Origin of the sequence: Pseudomonas anuradhapurensis (assembly GCF_014269225.2) — a bacterium.
In the GTDB taxonomy this organism is placed as follows: Bacteria; Pseudomonadota; Gammaproteobacteria; order Pseudomonadales; family Pseudomonadaceae; genus Aquipseudomonas; species Aquipseudomonas anuradhapurensis.
This window is the reverse complement of the sequence record NZ_CP077097.1, coordinates 721,390-736,631: the sequence shown is the minus strand read 5'-3', so window position 1 is coordinate 736,631 and position 15,242 is coordinate 721,390. Positions and strand designations below refer to the sequence as shown.

Annotated in this window: 15 protein-coding genes and 3 tRNA genes; 11 read left to right on the top strand and 7 right to left on the bottom strand. The window is 63.3% G+C overall.

Annotated elements, in window-relative coordinates:
- From HU763_RS03355 to yacG, 3 genes are read left to right on the top strand one after another with little or no spacing between them, the layout of a single operon-like run.
- Nucleotides 1-867, top strand: coding sequence for a prepilin peptidase (locus HU763_RS03355; protein WP_186689364.1), 867 nt, complete (start codon nt 1-3; stop codon nt 865-867).
- Nucleotides 867-1,490 carry a dephospho-CoA kinase gene (gene coaE / locus HU763_RS03350; protein WP_186689368.1) on the top strand — a complete coding sequence of 208 codons (624 nt, stop codon included), beginning with the start codon at nt 867-869 and terminating at the stop codon, nt 1,488-1,490. The genes HU763_RS03355 and coaE overlap by 1 nt, the downstream gene beginning before the upstream one ends.
- Nucleotides 1,487-1,687 carry a DNA gyrase inhibitor YacG gene (gene yacG, locus HU763_RS03345; protein ID WP_170028160.1) on the top strand — a complete coding sequence of 67 codons (201 nt, stop codon included), beginning with the start codon at nt 1,487-1,489 and terminating at the stop codon, nt 1,685-1,687. Before coaE ends, yacG begins: the two co-directional genes overlap by 4 nt.
- A gap of 192 nt (nt 1,688-1,879) precedes the next feature.
- Here yacG and HU763_RS03340 read toward each other — a convergent pair whose 3' ends face one another.
- The gene (locus HU763_RS03340; RefSeq protein WP_186689379.1) at nt 1,880-2,563 is read right to left on the bottom strand and encodes an energy-coupling factor ABC transporter permease; all 684 of its coding nucleotides are present in this window, start codon (nt 2,561-2,563) and stop codon (nt 1,880-1,882) included.
- 212 nt (nt 2,564-2,775) lie between these two features.
- Here HU763_RS03340 and HU763_RS03335 point away from each other — a divergent pair, with 212 nt between their 5' ends.
- From HU763_RS03335 to HU763_RS03325, 3 genes are all read left to right on the top strand, one after another.
- The gene (locus tag HU763_RS03335; RefSeq protein ID WP_186673993.1) at nt 2,776-3,405 is read left to right on the top strand and encodes a DUF1780 domain-containing protein; all 630 of its coding nucleotides are present in this window, start codon (nt 2,776-2,778) and stop codon (nt 3,403-3,405) included.
- A gap of 133 nt (nt 3,406-3,538) precedes the next feature.
- On the top strand, nt 3,539-3,712 hold the full coding sequence (locus HU763_RS03330) for a DUF3094 family protein (protein WP_013970765.1): 174 nt from the start codon (nt 3,539-3,541) through the stop codon (nt 3,710-3,712).
- Nucleotides 3,713-3,796: 84 nt separating this feature from the next.
- Nucleotides 3,797-5,092 carry an NAD(P)/FAD-dependent oxidoreductase gene (locus tag HU763_RS03325; protein WP_170028158.1) on the top strand — a complete coding sequence of 432 codons (1,296 nt, stop codon included), beginning with the start codon at nt 3,797-3,799 and terminating at the stop codon, nt 5,090-5,092.
- Nucleotides 5,093-5,320: 228 nt separating this feature from the next.
- Here the strand turns inward: HU763_RS03325 and HU763_RS03320 are convergent.
- The 6 genes from HU763_RS03320 to rluD all read right to left on the bottom strand — a co-directional run bounded on the left by HU763_RS03320 (nt 5,321) and on the right by rluD (nt 10,540).
- Nucleotides 5,321-5,396 (bottom strand) — tRNA-Lys (locus tag HU763_RS03320).
- 6 nt (nt 5,397-5,402) lie between these two features.
- A tRNA-Pro gene (locus tag HU763_RS03315) sits at nt 5,403-5,479 on the bottom strand.
- A gap of 4 nt (nt 5,480-5,483) precedes the next feature.
- Nucleotides 5,484-5,559: transfer RNA gene (locus tag HU763_RS03310), tRNA-Asn, on the bottom strand.
- A gap of 466 nt (nt 5,560-6,025) precedes the next feature.
- Nucleotides 6,026-8,590 (bottom strand): ATP-dependent chaperone ClpB, encoded by a 2,565-nt coding sequence (clpB, locus tag HU763_RS03305; protein WP_186689392.1) that lies wholly within the window; start codon nt 8,588-8,590, stop codon nt 6,026-6,028.
- 250 nt (nt 8,591-8,840) lie between these two features.
- Entirely contained in the window at nt 8,841-9,581 is a 741-nt protein-coding gene (pgeF, locus tag HU763_RS03300) for a peptidoglycan editing factor PgeF (RefSeq protein WP_186689393.1), read from the bottom strand.
- Nucleotides 9,578-10,540: a 23S rRNA pseudouridine(1911/1915/1917) synthase RluD gene (gene rluD / locus HU763_RS03295; protein WP_170028155.1), complete on the bottom strand. Its 963-nt coding sequence runs from the start codon at nt 10,538-10,540 to the stop codon at nt 9,578-9,580. Before rluD ends, pgeF begins: the two co-directional genes overlap by 4 nt.
- Before the next feature lie 147 nt (nt 10,541-10,687).
- Between rluD and HU763_RS03290 the strand changes: the two genes are divergently transcribed.
- From HU763_RS03290 to HU763_RS03270, 5 genes are all read left to right on the top strand, one after another.
- Complete coding sequence (locus tag HU763_RS03290) at nt 10,688-11,707, top strand: outer membrane protein assembly factor BamD (RefSeq protein WP_186689394.1); 1,020 nt, start codon at nt 10,688-10,690, stop codon at nt 11,705-11,707.
- A gap of 94 nt (nt 11,708-11,801) precedes the next feature.
- Nucleotides 11,802-12,032 carry a PP0621 family protein gene (locus tag HU763_RS03285; RefSeq protein WP_170028153.1) on the top strand — a complete coding sequence of 77 codons (231 nt, stop codon included), beginning with the start codon at nt 11,802-11,804 and terminating at the stop codon, nt 12,030-12,032.
- Nucleotides 12,033-12,258: 226 nt separating this feature from the next.
- On the top strand, nt 12,259-13,023 hold the full coding sequence (locus HU763_RS03280; protein WP_170028152.1) for a FadR/GntR family transcriptional regulator: 765 nt from the start codon (nt 12,259-12,261) through the stop codon (nt 13,021-13,023).
- A gap of 90 nt (nt 13,024-13,113) precedes the next feature.
- Nucleotides 13,114-14,316: an ABC transporter substrate-binding protein gene (locus HU763_RS03275; RefSeq protein ID WP_186689395.1), complete on the top strand. Its 1,203-nt coding sequence runs from the start codon at nt 13,114-13,116 to the stop codon at nt 14,314-14,316.
- 65 nt (nt 14,317-14,381) lie between these two features.
- Nucleotides 14,382-15,242 (top strand): branched-chain amino acid ABC transporter permease, encoded by an 861-nt coding sequence (locus tag HU763_RS03270; protein WP_170028150.1) that lies wholly within the window; start codon nt 14,382-14,384, stop codon nt 15,240-15,242.

Sequence of the window (15,242 nt, the reverse complement as noted above, 5' to 3'; positions counted from 1 at the left end):
ATGACTTCATGGATTTTACTGGCGGAGCAGCCAGCGTACTTCCTCACCCTGGCCACGCTGCTCGGCCTGCTGGTGGGCAGTTTCCTCAATGTGCTGGTGTACCGCCTGCCGATCATGCTGGAGCAGCAATGGCAGCGTGAGGCGCAGGAGGTGTTGGGGCTGCCGACAACGGCGCAGGAACGCTTCGACCTGTGGCTGCCAGCCTCGCGTTGCCCGCATTGCGGCCATCGAATCCGCGCGTGGGAGAACATTCCGCTGATCAGCTACCTGGCCTTGCGCGGGCGTTGTTCAGCCTGCAAGACCCGCATCAGCCTGCGCTATCCGCTGGTGGAGGTGGCCAGCGCGCTGCTTTCGCTGGTGGTGGCCTGGCACTTTGGTGTTTCGCTCGAGGCCGTGCTGGCACTGCCGCTGACCTGGTGCCTGCTGGCCCTGAGCCTGATCGATGCCAGGCACCAGCTGTTGCCGGATGTGCTGGTGCTGCCGATGCTGTGGCTGGGGCTGATCGTCAACGCCTTCGGCCTCTATGCGCCCCTGGCCGGGGCGCTGTGGGGGGCGGTGATCGGCTACCTCAGCCTGTGGACGGTGTACTGGCTGTTCAAGTTGGTCACCGGCAAGGAGGGCATGGGCTACGGCGACTTCAAGCTAATGGCACTGATCGGCGCCTGGGGGGGCTGGCAGGTATTGCCGTTGACGCTGCTGCTGTCGTCGCTGGTCGGGGCGTTGGTGGGGCTGTGCCTGCTGCGCTTGCACCGGCATGCCTTGGGCACGGCGATGCCGTTTGGGCCCTATCTGGCGATTGCGGGGTGGATTGCCGTGCTCTGGGGTGATGAAATATACGCCTCATACCTGCAACTGCTTGGATTCTGATGACCACTGCGGCCTTTACCCCCTGGATTCTCGGCCTGACCGGCGGCATCGGCAGCGGCAAGAGCGCCGCTGCCGAGCGCTTCGTCGAGCTTGGCGTGCACCTGGTCGATGCCGACCAGGCGGCGCGCTGGGTGGTCGAACCTGGCCGACCGGCGCTGGCCAGCATCGTCGAGCGCTTCGGCCCTGGCGTGCTGCAAGCGGACGGCCAGCTCGACCGCACGGCCCTGCGCCAGCTGATCTTCGCCGACCCGGCGCAACGCAAATGGCTGGAGCAATTGCTGCACCCACTGATCGGCCAGGAGATCTTCAGCTACCTGGCCAAGGCCGAGTCGCCGTATGCGGTGTATGTCTCGCCGCTGTTGATCGAGTCGGGGCAATACCAGAAAACCCAACGGGTGCTGGTGATCGATGCGCCACAAGAACTGCAGATGGCGCGAACCCTGGCGCGGGACAACACCAGTACCGAGCAGGTGCAGGCCATACTCAAGGCCCAACTGGCGCGTGAGGAGCGCCTGCGCCATGCCGACGATGTGGTGGTCAATGACGGCGACCTCGCCGCGTTGCATGAACAGATTGACCGCCTGCACCACTTTTACCTGACTTTACGAGGAGGCCAGCCATGAGCCAGCCATTGACCGTCGATTGCCCGACCTGTGGCGCACCTGTGGAATGGAACGAGAAAAGCCCGTTCCGGCCGTTTTGCTCGGACCGTTGCAAGCTGATCGACCTGGGCGCCTGGGCGGCGGAGGAGCACAAGATCCCGGGTTCGGACGAGTCCGAGGATGAGCTGTATTCGGGCGACCTGGAACCGCGCCACTAAGTCCACCACACCGGCCATGCCGGCCTTCGTTGGCAACCTGCTGCCGCATTCCGCCCCTGTAGGAGCGGCCTTGTGTCGCGATGGGCCGCAAAGCGGCCCCCTTCAATGGCTTCATGGCCACTATCGCCGAGGCTGCTTCGCTGCCCTTCCGCGACACAAGCCCGCCCCACAGGGGGGCATGTGGTTGCACAGCTATCGCTCATCCTCCTTCCACGGCGCCTGCAGATACCGTGTGCGGTTGAAGGTTTCCAGCCACTCCGGGCAAAACACCACCAGCGCACTGATCACCGTGCCGTTGATGAACGCCTCGGGGAACATCATCAGCCACAGGTAGCCGACAAAGTCGCTCAGCCACTCCGGCATGGCGAAGCGCCCGTTCAGCCACAGCAAGCCCAACCCGGCCGACAGGCAGGCCAGCACCGTCAGGGCTGCGGGGAAGAAGCCGGAACAGAAGATATACACGAACAGGTTTCTGGGTTGAGCGCGCTCGACCCCTATCGCGCACGCCTCGGCAATCAACACCGGCAATCCAACCAGCAACAAGCCATTGATCCCCAGCGCGGCCAGGTCCTGGCGCCCGAGCACCAGCAAACCGAGCTGCGCCATGAAACCGCCGAGCACGGCCAACGGCCAGTCCAGCAACAGCGTCACCGCCGTCATGCCGATGAAGTGGTACGACACCCCAGTGTCGAAATCGCGCCTCACCAGCCACAGGGCGAACAGGCAGAACACCGTGCCGAACAGCAGGTGCTGGCGGCGCCGGTCGGTGAACAGCTCTACCCAGCGCACCTGGCTGATTGCCCAGATCAGCAACGGTACGTAACCCAGCCAGCCAAGGGTAAGGGTGGTGCCGGACAATACCTGCGCGCTGATCACCTGAACAATGCCCCCTGCCTTCCTGTGGATAAGGCCGAGTCTACACCTATTATCCGTTTCATTCGGCTGCGGGCAGCAGCGCTCCACAGCATCAGCGCCGGCCGGGCTTTGGCCCGGTGAATACGCAGGGCCGGCAGCAAGGGCCAACGCGGCGCTGATTTATACGCACAAACAGCATCTTACCGTCATCGATTAGCGTCTAAGCTTGCACCATGGATGACTCAGACTACCTGCGCCTGCTTACTATCCAGGCCGAACAAGCCAATGCCTTTCTCTCCAACGCCCGCAAGTGGGAGCGGGAGCGTTGGGTGTGCCAACGCCTGTTGCAGGGGCTGAACATCCCCTACCGCAGCGAGGACTTCACCCCGGCCGGCCAGGAGCCGCCAGACGTGCTGTTCCGCGACGCCGCCTTCGAGGTGTTCTTCGTGCTCGACGAGGGCCGCCGGCTGAACGATGAATGGCGCGAAGAGCTGCAGCGCCGGCGCAGTGCGTTTTCCCTGGCGCAACTGGTGCGCCGCGAAGCGCGCCCGCGGCGCATCAGTGCCAGCGAACTGCTGGGGCGCCTGGCGCCGACCTTGCGCAAGAAGGCACACAACTACCGTGAGCGCGGGCTGGAGCTGAACGAGCTGGACATCATCGCCTTCGCCAGCCTCAAGCGCGAGGTGCTCGACCTCAACACGCACTTCCCGCCACCCACCGAATACCTGCGCCAGGGCTGGCGCTCGCTGTCGCTGGTCGGGCCGACCTTTGCCCGGGTGCTGTTCGCCCACCCGGATGCGCCGGACTTCCTGCGCGGCAACCTGGGGCGCAGCATCGTGTTCGACGTGGGCATCAGTCTTTGATCCAGTGCAGCGAGTGTTTGCGATGGCGTACACTCGGCGCCAGAGATAGAAAGCATTATCATTTGTTTCAAGCCCCTGCGTGAACGCTGTAGCGTTTGCGCAGTCACAAACGTCTACCTGACGAGGCCCCACCATGACCAGCCGTCTGAATCCAGAAGATCAGCGTCGTGTCGATGAGTATCTGCGAGCCCCCCAGCACCAAGTCGAGCGCAGGCCCTTCCGGCCGTGGCTGCTCCTTGTGCTGGTGGTGGCCGTGACCATCGGGTTGGGTCTCATCAGCCGCCTGCTGAGTGGGTTGGTGCTATGAGCTGCTTCGCGCTCGCCCTCCCCTCGCGCAGTGTGCGGCCGGCCCCCTGGGCCCCGAATTCCGTAAACCTTATGAGATATTCCCATGACTCATCGCATCGTGATTGTCGGCGGCGGCGCCGGCGGCCTGGAACTGGCGACCCGCCTGGGTAAAAGCCTGGGCAAGCGCAAGCAGGCCGAGATCACCCTGGTCGACGCCAACCTCACGCACATCTGGAAACCGCTGCTGCACGAAGTGGCCGCCGGCTCGCTGAACTCCTCGGAAGACGAACTGAACTACGTGGCCCAGGCCAAGTGGAACCACTTCAACTTCCAGCTGGGGCGCATGAGCGGCCTGGACCGTGAAGGCAAACAGATCCAGCTGGCCGCCACCCTCGACGAAGAGGGCCGCGAGCTGCTGCCTGCGCGTACCTTGGGCTACGACACCCTGGTGATTGCCGTGGGTTCCAATACCAACGACTTCGGCACCCTGGGCGCAGCGCAGCACTGCCTGTTTCTCGACACCCGCAAGCAGGCCGAGCGTTTCCACCAGCAATTGCTCAACCACTACCTGCGTGCCCATGCCGGTGACGTGGCCAGCGAGAAAATCAGCGTGGCCATCGTCGGCGCGGGTGCCACCGGTGTGGAGCTGGCGGCCGAGCTGCACCACGCGGCCCACGAACTGGCAGCCTATGGCCTGGACCGTATCCAGCCCAAGGACATGCACATCACCCTGATCGAAGCAGGCCCGCGCGTGCTGCCGGCACTGCCCGAGCGCATCAGCGTGCCGGTGCACAAGACCCTGGAAAAACTCGGGGTCAAGGTGATGACCAACGCCGCCGTCAGTGAAGTGACCGAGGATGGCCTGAAGACCAAGGATGGCGAAGTGATCCAGGCCAGCCTGAAGGTGTGGGCGGCGGGTATCCGTGCGCCAGCCTTCCTCAAGGACATCGATGGCCTGGAAACCAACCGCATCAACCAGCTGGTGGTGCGCCCGACCCTGCAGACCACGCGCGACGACAACATCTTTGCCTTCGGCGACTGCGCCGCCTGCCCGCAACCCGGCAGCGACCGCAACGTGCCGCCACGGGCGCAGGCCGCGCACCAGCAGGCCTCGATGCTGGCGCAGAGCCTGAAGGCACGGCTGGAGAACAAGGCGCTGCCGACTTATGCGTACAAGGACTACGGTTCGCTGGTGTCATTGTCGCGCTTCTCGGCGGTGGGCAACCTGATGGGTAACCTGATGGGCAGCGTGAAGCTGGAGGGCTGGCTGGCGCGCATGTTCTATGTGTCGTTGTACCGCATGCACCAGATGGCGCTGTACGGTTTCTTCCGCACTGCGCTGATGATGCTGGGCAGCAAGATTGGCCGCGGTACCGAGCCGCGCCTGAAGTTGCACTGACAGGCACGCCGTAGCGGTTGCCTGTACTGGCCCCATCGCCGGCAAGCCGGCTCCACACAATGCTCACAGACCTCAAGTTCTGTGCTGTACCTGTGGGAGCTGGCTTGTCGGCGACAAGGCTGGTAGCCCTCTTGCAAGGCTAGCGTCGAGATGCACCGGACGGCCGGCGCTCTGGAAAAAATCGAGGCAAAAGAAAAAGGGCATCTCATTCGAGATGCCCTTTTTACATGGTGGGTCGTGTAGGATTCGAACCTACGACCAATTGGTTAAAAGCCAACTGCTCTACCAACTGAGCTAACGACCCGGAAAATGGTCGGGGTGAGGGGATTCGAACTCCTGACATCCTGCTCCCAAAGCAGGCGCGCTACCGGACTGCGCTACACCCCGAGATTGGCTCCGCGACCTGGACTCGAACCAGGGACCCAATGATTAACAGTCATTTGCTCTACCGACTGAGCTATCGCGGAACTGAACTTCGGTACAACCTTTACTACTTCGAAGCTTGTGTTAGCTTCGGTCTCTTTGGCTATCCGCTTTCGCGTTGTCGCTGCTGAGGCCGGCTATTCTACATTCTTCGTTTTGCTTGTCAACCACTTTTTTTCGTTCAACTTACTGATTTGTAAGTTGTTTTGCGATCCCCGATGTTGCTGGTGATTCGCTTAGTGCCTGACAACGCGGCGTATATTAGGGGCACTCGATTTCAGATGCAAGCAAAAATTTCAAAAATTTCAGCAAGTTATCCAGGAAATTCTAAACACCCCGGATTTGCTGGGGCCGCGCCGGCCTCTTCGCGGGCTCGCCCGCTCCCACAGGGACGGCGCAGCCCTCGAAATCTATGCAATTCCTGTGGGAGCGGGCATGCCCGCGAAGAGGCCAGCACAGGAAAACAGGCAAGAAAAAGCCCCGCAGATGCGGGGCTCTGGGTGCTGCTATTCAGGCAAAGACGATTTCTTCGCCTTCCACCTTGGCGGTAATCGCCGTACCAGGCATGAACTTGCCTGCCAGGATCAGCTGCGCCAGCGGGTTTTCGATCCAGCGCTGGATGGCGCGCTTCAGCGGCCGTGCGCCATACACCGGGTCGTAACCCACGGCAATCAGCTTGTCCAGGGCTTCCGGGCTCAGGCTCAGCGACAGCTCGCGCTCCTGCAGACGGCTGCGCAGGCGGCCCAGCTGGATTTCGGTAATACCGGCAATCTGCTCGCGGCCCAACGGCTCGAACACCACCACTTCGTCGATACGGTTGATGAATTCCGGGCGGAAATGCGAACCCACCGCATCCATCACCGCTGCCCGCTGTGCCTCGCGGTCACCCACCAGTTCCTGGATCTGCGCCGAGCCCAGGTTGGAGGTCATCACGATCACCGTGTTGCGGAAGTCCACGGTGCGCCCGTGGCTGTCGGTCAGGCGGCCGTCTTCCAGCACCTGCAACAGCACGTTGAACACATCCGGGTGAGCCTTTTCCACCTCGTCCAGCAACACCACCGAGTAAGGCTTGCGGCGTACCGCCTCGGTCAGGTAACCGCCCTCTTCATAGCCGACATAGCCTGGCGGGGCGCCGATCAGGCGCGCCACGGAGTGCTTCTCCATGAACTCGGACATATCGATACGCACCATGGCCTCTTCGGTGTCGAACAGGAACTCGGCCAGCGCCTTGCACAGCTCGGTCTTGCCCACCCCGGTCGGGCCGAGGAACAGGAACGAGCCACTGGGCCGGTTCGGGTCGGACAGCCCGGCACGCGAGCGGCGCACGGCGTTGGACACGGCGGTTACCGCCTCGCCCTGGCCAATCACGCGCTGGTGCAGCAGCTCTTCCATCTTCAACAGCTTCTCGCGCTCGCCTTCGAGCATCTTGGCCACCGGGATGCCGGTCCATTTGGACACCACTTCGGCAATTTCTTCCTCGGTGACCTTGTTGCGCAGCAACTGGTTGTCGGCCTTGCCGTGCTGGTCGACCATCTGCAGGCTGCGCTCCAGGTCCGGGATCACCCCGTATTGCAGCTCGGCCATGCGGCTCAGGTCGCCTTTGCGCCGGGCGGCTTCCAGTTCCTGGCGGGCCTGCTCGATCTTTTGCTGGATCTGCGCCGAGCCCTGCACTTCGGCCTTTTCCGACGCCCAGATTTCTTCCAGGTCGGCGTATTCACGCTCCAGCCGGGTAATTTCCTCGGTGAGCTTCTCCAGGCGTTTTTTCGCGGCTTCGTCTTCTTCCTTCTTCAGCGCCTGCGATTCCACCTTGAGCTGGATCAGGCGACGGTCGAGGCGGTCGAGCACTTCCGGCTTGGAGTCGATCTCCATGCGGATGCGGCTGGCCGCTTCGTCGATCAGGTCGATGGCCTTGTCCGGCAGCTGGCGGTCGGTGATGTAGCGGTGGCTGAGCTTGGCCGCGGCGATGATGGCACCGTCGGTGATGGCCACCTTGTGGTGCACTTCATAGCGCTCCTTCAAGCCACGCAGGATGGCAATGGTGTCTTCCTCGCTCGGCTCCTCGACCAGCACCTTCTGGAAGCGCCGCTCCAGGGCAGCGTCCTTCTCGATGAACTGGCGGTATTCGTTGAGCGTGGTCGCGCCCACACAGTGCAGCTCGCCACGGGCCAGGGCCGGCTTGAGCATGTTGCCGGCGTCCATGGCGCCCTCGCCCTTGCCGGCACCGACCATGGTGTGCAGTTCGTCGATGAACAGGATGATCTGGCCTTCCTGCTTGGACAGCTCATTGAGCAGGCCTTTGAGGCGCTCTTCGAACTCGCCGCGGTACTTGGCACCGGCGATCAGCGCGCCCATGTCCAGCGCCAACAGGCGCTTGCCCTTGAGGCCGTCAGGCACTTCACCGTTGATGATGCGCTGCGCCAGGCCTTCGGCGATGGCGGTCTTGCCGACCCCAGGTTCGCCGATCAGCACCGGGTTGTTCTTGGTCCGGCGTTGCAATACCTGCACGGTACGGCGGATTTCATCGTCACGGCCGATCACCGGGTCCAGCTTGCCTTCCTCGGCACGCTTGGTCAGGTCGACGGTGTACTTGTCCAGCGCCTGGCGCGATTCCTCGGCGTTGGCGTCGTTGACTGCCGCACCGCCGCGCAGGTTGTTGATGGCGTTTTCCAGGGCCTTCTTGCTGACGCCCTGGCCGAGCAGCAACTTGCCGAGCTTGCTGTTCTCGTCCATGGCAGCAAGCAACACCAGCTCGCTGGAAATGAACTGGTCACCCTTCTGCTGGGCCAGGCGGTCGGCCTGGTTGAGCAGGCGCGCCAGGTCCTGCGACATGTTCACGTCGCCGGTCGGGTTCTGGATTTTCGGCAGGTGGTCGAGCTCCTTCACCAGCGCCTGGCGCAAGCTGTTGATGTCGAAACCTACCTGCATCAGCAGCGGCTTGATCGAACCGCCCTGCTGCTCGAGCAGCGCCTGCAGCAGGTGCACGGGCTCGATGGCTGGGTGGTCCATGCCAACGGCCAGGGACTGGGCATCGGATATGGCAAGCTGCAGCTTGCTGGTCAAACGGTCTATTCGCATGGGATACCTTCCTTTAAAGGGCAGGTCGGAGCGATGGACAGCGCCTGTTGATGAAGAAACCTGCCTGAGATGACCTTATAGATAAGGCTGATTGTGGAAGATTCAAGCGTAGCGGGGTTGACCAAAGTCAACCTGTTGGATTAATGCCGGGCCATTCGCGGGTGAACCCGCTCCCAAAAGTACTGCACTGCTCTCAGAGACTGTGATTATCCTGTGGGAGCGGGTTCACCCGCGAAGAGGCCGGTGCAGGTCAGCGCGGCTCCAGCCACACCAGCGAAGCAAACCGCCCCCCCTGCGGGGTACGGCGATAGGAGAAGAAGCGCTCATCGCTGACCGTGCACCAGCCACCGCCATAAACGGCAGTCACCCCACGGGCAGCCAGGCGAATGCGCGCCAGTTCGTAGATGTCAGCCATCAGCTTGCCTGGCCGTTCGCCGTCGACAAACGCCCGGGCCGCTTCAGGATGAACGGCAGTAAACGCATCACGCACTTCCAGCCCGACTTCGAATGCCTGGGGGCCAATTGCCGGCCCCAACCACACCAGCACCTCTTCCGGGGCCACTGCCAAACGGTCAAGCGTGGCCTCCAGCACACCACCGGCCAGCCCGCGCCAGCCAGCATGCGCCGCCGCCACGCGGGTACCCGCCCGGTCGCAGAACAGCGCGGGCAGGCAGTCGGCAGTCATCACGGCACAGGCAATGCCAGGCTGGTCGGTCCAGCTGGCGTCAGCTTCGGCCACCATCGCCGGGTCGGCATCCGCCACCACCAGCCCATGTACCTGCTTGAGCCAGGCCGGCTGAATGGCGAATGCGTCGCTCAGGCGGCGACGGTTCTCGGCCACCGCTGCCGGGTCATCGCCAACGTGGTCGCCAAGGTTGAAGGTTTCATAGGGCGGCAGGCTGACGCCGCCCTGGCGAGTGGTGACGCAGGCGCGCACCGAGGCCGGGGCCGGCCAGTCGGGGTACAGCAGCGTCTGCGTCAGGCCACTCATCCGATAAAGCTCTCGCGGTCCTGGTTCAGCAGCGACAGCAACCAGACGAAGTCGTCCGGCAGTGGCGATTCCCACTTCATGACTTCACCGGTAATCGGGTGGGCCAACGCGAGGAAGCGTGCATGCAGTGCCTGACGCGGGAAGGTTTTCACTGCCTCGACCATGGTCGGGCTGGCCGCCGGTGGAATCCGGAAGCGGCCACCGTAGGTCTGGTCGCCGACCAGCGGGAAACCGACATGCGCCATATGCACGCGAATCTGATGGGTACGGCCGGTTTCCAGCTTGACCCGCACGTGGGTGTGCGAGCGGAAGCGCTTGAGCACACGGTAGTGGCTGACCGCCGGCTTGCCGCCGTCGGTGACCGCCATGCGCTGACGCATGCCGCCATGGCGACCGATCGGGGCATCGATCTTGCCACCAGCTGTCACCACGCCAATCACGATGCACTCGTAGATGCGGCTGACCTTGCGCGCCTGCATCTGCTCGACCAGCCGGGTCTGCGCCTGCAAGGTCTTGGCCACCACCATCAGGCCGGTGGTGTCCTTGTCCAGGCGATGAACAATACCGGCGCGCGGTACGTTGACGATATCCGGCACGTGGTGCAGCAAGGCATTGAGCAGGGTGCCACTGGCATGCCCGGCGGCTGGGTGCACAACCAGCCCGGCAGGCTTGTTGATCACCATGATGTGGTCGTCCTCGTAGACGATATCCAGTTCGATATCTTCTGCGACCCACTCACCCTGGGCCTCTTGCTCGGCCTCCAGGATAAGCTGCGAGCCACCATGGACGAGGTCGCGAGGGCGCACTACCGCGCCATCGACCGTCAGGCGGCCTTCTTTGATCCACGAAGTTAGCCGCGAACGCGAGTACTCGGCGAACAATTGGGCGGCGACCTGGTCGAGGCGTTGACCGCCCAGTTCGGACGGCACCTCTGCGCTAAGTTGAATGATCTCGGACATGCTCGATTCGGCGGGCGCACAGCCTTTGGTTTCGGCTGCGAGCTTGTGGTTAAATACGGCTTCTTTTGTCCCGGGGTTGGCCGGGGCGCTCATCATAACAGGACGGCACCGCCCAAGACAGCGGCCGTCAAAGGGACGCAAGCCGCCATGCAAGTGAAACACCTGCTGCTGATCGCCATCCTCGGGCTCACCGCGGCCTGTTCCTCGAATAAGGAAGTCATTGACGAGAACCTCAGCGAGGCCGAGCTGTACCAGCAGGCGCAGGCTGACCTGGACAACTCCAGCTACACCAGCGCCGTGAACAAGCTCAAGGCCCTGGAGTCGCGCTACCCGTTCGGCCGTTATGCCGACCAGGCGCAGCTCGAGCTGATCTACGCCAACTACAAGAACTCGGAGCCCGAGGCTGCCAAGTCGGCCGCCGAGCGCTTCATCCGCCTGCACCCGCAGCACCCGAACGTCGACTATGCCTACTACCTCAAGGGCCTGACCTCGTTCGACCAGGACCGTGGCCTGCTGGCGCGCTTCCTGCCGCTGGACATGACCAAGCGTGACCCGGGTGCCGCGCGCGACTCGTACAACGAGTTCGCCCAGCTGACCAGCCGTTTCCCCAACAGCCGCTACGCGCCTGATGCCAAGCAGCGCATGATCTACCTGCGCAACCTGCTGGCCGCGTATGAAATCCATGTGGCCGACTACTACCTGAGCCGCCAGGCCTATGTGGCCGCAGCCAACCGTGGCCGCTACGTGGTGGAAAACTTCCAGGAAACCCCGTCGGTCGGTGATGGCCTGGCGGTGATGGTCGAGTCGTACCAGAAGATGCACCTGGACGAACTGGCGGCCACCAGCCTGGAAACCCTCAAGCTCAACTACCCGGACCACCCGAGCCTGGCGGATGGTGAGTTCCAGCCCAAGCAGACCGAGTCTGACGGCCGTGGCTGGCTGTCCAAGGCCACCCTGGGCCTGATCGAAACCGAAACCCCGCTGCCGCCGGGCGAAACCCGCGCCAACCAGGACGTGGTCAAGCAGTTCCAGGACGCGCGCGACGAGATGCCGGAAGAGCTGCTGCCGAAGGACGAGAACGGCGACCCGATCGTGCCGGAAGGGCCGAAGGAAGCCGAGCAAGACCGCTCCTGGTTCAGCTACATGACCTTTGGTCTGTTCGACTGATCTGCTGCGGTAGGTGAAAGGGAGGCCTTGGGCCTCCCTTTTTTATTGGCCGCGTCCTAGACTGTCGACTTCTTCAACCGACAAGCTGGACACCATGGTTCGCCTACTTTTCTGGATCGCCCTGATCGCCGCCGCGTTCTGGCTGTGGCGCAAATTCAAAGTCAGCCAGCAGTCACGCCCCGAGGCCAAGCTGGATGCGCCACTGAAGATGGTGCGCTGCGCCCATTGTGGTGTGCACCTGCCCAATGACCGGGCGCTGCAGCAGGGCAACGAGTGGTATTGCAGCCAGGCGCACCTGCAGCAGGGGCCCGGCCGCCAGAACTGAACACGGTAGCCTGTGGAAGCGGGTTCATCCGCGAATGCGTCGCTGGCTTCACTGCAGCATTCGCGGGCAAACCCGCTCCCACAGGTTGCGCGGTTGATCGCCTCTTCACTTATCCCTCCCCGACCCTTTCGCACCATTTGCGACCCCTCCCCCGCCACCAGCATTGACCCACCCCGGCAAAACTCGCTAAATCCTATTTATCCGCATAAATATGAAAAATAGCGAAATGCTCAAACCCAAACGCAAGCGCCAGAAGCTGTCCGACGTGATTGTCGAATCGGTAAAGCGCTCGATCGTCACCGAAGCGCTGCACCCCGGCGACCGCCTGCCCACCGAGCGCGAGCTGATGGAGCATTTCGAATGCTCCAAGGGTACCGCCCGCGAAGCGCTCAAGGCCCTGGAGGTCGAGGGCCTGGTCAGCACCCGCACCGGCCCGAGCGGCGGTGCCTACCTCAACGAAGTGGGCACCGAACCTGCCAGCCGCGCGCTGCGCAACTACCTGCACTTCCAGCACCTGGACGGCGAGCAGGTGTACCAGCTGCGCAAGGTCATCGAGGTGGAGCTGGCGGTGTCGGTGATGGGCAAGCTGAGCGAAGCCGACTACGCCGCACTGCAGGCCAACATCGACTTCTGCAGCGCACCGGAGGACAGCGAGGAAGGACAGCGCGAACAGCGCCTGGCCGAGCTGGAGTTCCACACCCTGCTGGCCGACCGCTGCTCCAACCCATTGCTGCGTTTCATGGCGGTGTTCCTCAATGACCTGCTGCGCGACCTGGTGGTGCTGAAAAAGGCCTACCTGCCCAAGCGCCAGCAGTTCGCCGCCGCCAACATCGCCTACCACAAGCAATTGCTCACCGCCCTGCGCGCCAGCGACGAGCCTGCCGTACGCCGGCTGATGCACGATCACATGTGCGACGCCGAACACCACATGACCGCGCTGGAAGGCGAGGTTGCCCGCAACTTCCTGCTGGAGTTCGAACACCACCACTGATCCACCTGGAAAGAGGCCTGCACACAGGCCCGGCCGTACCCGCTTTGTCATTGCTACTCCTGCCTAATAACCACAACCAAGGAGTTACTCATGCAAAGACGTACCCTGCTCAAGGCAGGCCTTGCCCTGGGTGCCTTAGGTAGCCTCCCCCTGGGGTCGCACCGGGCATTCGCCGACCAACCGTTGACCTTCTATGGGCTCAAGTCCATGTCTGGCGCCTTCGCCAGCTACGGCAAGTACGCCGACATGGGCTCGCGCCTGGCTATCGCCGAACACCCGCAACTGCTTGGCCACCCGCTCAAGTACAAGGTCATCGACACTGAAGGCAACGCCGGCAAGGCGGTGCGCAAGGTGCAGGAAGCCATCGGCCAGGATGGCGCACGCTTCTTCCAGGGCTGCACCCTGTCGTCCTCGGCACTGGCGGTGTCGAAGGAAATCCACAAGGCCGGCGGCATATTCATGACCCCGGTCGGCGCCGACGAGATTACCGGCAAGGACTGCAATGCCTCGACCTTCCGCTGGTCGGTGCCCACCTACGGCGCCATCCGCGAAACGCTGGTGCCGATGATCCGCCAACTGCCCCAGGCCAAGCGCTGGTACACCATCACCCCGCAGTACGTGTTCGGCGATGCCCTGCTGGACAATGCCCGCAAGGTGTTTGCCGAGCTCGGCGTGGAACACATCGGCAACAGCTACCACTCGCTGCAGGAGCAGGAATTTTCCGGCTACCTGACCAACGCCATCGCCGCCAAGCCCGACGTGCTGGTGCTGCTCAACTTCGGCAGCCAGGCGTCCAACGCCCTGCGCCAGGCAGTGAACTTCGGTATCAAGGAGCGCATGAAAGTGCTGATGGTGTGGTCCGCCGGCCTCGATCAGTTCCAGGAGCTGGGCAGCGACGTGCTCGAAGGCGTGTACCTAGGCGCGCAGTACTGGCACCAGGTCGATACCCCACTGAACAAACAGCTGGTCGCCGCCACCCGCAAGGCCTATGGCATCAACCCCAACTACCCGCTGGCGGCCGACTACATCGGCACCAAGGTCATGCTCGAGGCCATCATCAAGGCCGGCAGCCTGGATGGCGCGGCCGTGTCCGCGGCACTGCAGGGCATGCGCTTCCAGGGCCCGACGGGTGATGAACTTATCCGTCCGGGCGACCACCAGGTGCTCAAGGACTACTACCTGCTGCGCGGCAAGCCCCAGGGGCAGATGCGCGACGAGGACGACCTGGCCGAAGTCATCAGCTCGGGTCGCTCGTTCGTCGAAGTCGACCACACCGGTTGCGCCCTGGCCTGAAGCCGCGGCGTCAGTCACACCCACTCGTACAGGCAGCCGCACCGCGCGCTGTCGAGGGCACGTTCATGCTCGATTTGTACCTGTTCCAACTGCTCAACGGCCTGGGCCTGGGGATGATCTACTTCCTCATCGCCGTGGGCCTGACGATCATTTTCGGCCTGCTCAACTTCGTCAACTTCGCCCACGGCGCGTTTTTCTTGCTGGGCGCCTACCTGTGCTATACCGCCGTGGCCATTACCGGCAGCTTCTGGCTTGCCCTGCTGATCGCACCACTGGTGGTGGCGGCGCTGGCCTGGGCGGTCGAGCGGCTGCTGATCAAGCGCATCTACCACCTGCCGCACACGTTCCAGATCCTCGTCACCCTTGGTATCGCGCTGATCATCCAGGAAGCCTCGGTACTGATCTGGGGCCCGGTGGGCAAGAACATCGCGGTGCCGCCGGAGCTGCGCGGGGTGCTGATCGTCGGTGACTTCATCTACCCCTACTACCGGCTGTTCCTGATCGCTTTCGCCGCACTGATCGGCCTTGGCCTGTGGCTGCTGCTGGAGCGCACCCGCTTCGGCGCCCTGGTCCGGGCCGGCAGCGAAAGCACCGAAACCGTGTCGCTGCTGGGCACCAACATCTTCCGCCTGTTCTCCCTGACCTTCGCCCTGGGCGTGGGCCTGGCCGGCGTGGCGGGCGTGCTATTCGCACCGCTGCGTGGCGCCCAGCCCTTCGTCGGCCCGGAAATCCTCGGCATCGCCTTCGTGGTGGTGGTGATCGGCGGCATGGGCTCGTTCGGCGGTGCACTGGTCGGCGGCCTGCTGGTGGGTGTGGTGCAAAGCATGATGACCAGTCTCTGGCCGCAAGGCGCCAGCCTGATGATCTACGGCGCCATGGCCGCCGTGATCCTGGTCCGTCCCTATGGCCTGTTCGGGAGAGCCTGA

Coding starts and splice junctions, on each gene's coding strand:
- HU763_RS03355 (WP_186689364.1), top strand. CDS start 1: ATGACTTCATGGATTTTACTGGCGGAGCAGCCAGCGTACTTCCTCACC.
- coaE (WP_186689368.1), top strand. CDS start 867: ATGACCACTGCGGCCTTTACCCCCTGGATTCTCGGCCTGACCGGCGGC.
- yacG (WP_170028160.1), top strand. CDS start 1,487: ATGAGCCAGCCATTGACCGTCGATTGCCCGACCTGTGGCGCACCTGTG.
- HU763_RS03335 (WP_186673993.1), top strand. CDS start 2,776: ATGGATGACTCAGACTACCTGCGCCTGCTTACTATCCAGGCCGAACAA.
- HU763_RS03330 (WP_013970765.1), top strand. CDS start 3,539: ATGACCAGCCGTCTGAATCCAGAAGATCAGCGTCGTGTCGATGAGTAT.
- HU763_RS03325 (WP_170028158.1), top strand. CDS start 3,797: ATGACTCATCGCATCGTGATTGTCGGCGGCGGCGCCGGCGGCCTGGAA.
- clpB (WP_186689392.1), bottom strand. CDS start 8,590: ATGCGAATAGACCGTTTGACCAGCAAGCTGCAGCTTGCCATATCCGAT.
- pgeF (WP_186689393.1), bottom strand. CDS start 9,581: ATGAGTGGCCTGACGCAGACGCTGCTGTACCCCGACTGGCCGGCCCCG.
- rluD (WP_170028155.1), bottom strand. CDS start 10,540: ATGTCCGAGATCATTCAACTTAGCGCAGAGGTGCCGTCCGAACTGGGC.
- HU763_RS03290 (WP_186689394.1), top strand. CDS start 10,688: ATGCAAGTGAAACACCTGCTGCTGATCGCCATCCTCGGGCTCACCGCG.
- HU763_RS03285 (WP_170028153.1), top strand. CDS start 11,802: ATGGTTCGCCTACTTTTCTGGATCGCCCTGATCGCCGCCGCGTTCTGG.
- HU763_RS03280 (WP_170028152.1), top strand. CDS start 12,259: ATGCTCAAACCCAAACGCAAGCGCCAGAAGCTGTCCGACGTGATTGTC.
- HU763_RS03275 (WP_186689395.1), top strand. CDS start 13,114: ATGCAAAGACGTACCCTGCTCAAGGCAGGCCTTGCCCTGGGTGCCTTA.
- HU763_RS03270 (WP_170028150.1), top strand. CDS start 14,382: ATGCTCGATTTGTACCTGTTCCAACTGCTCAACGGCCTGGGCCTGGGG.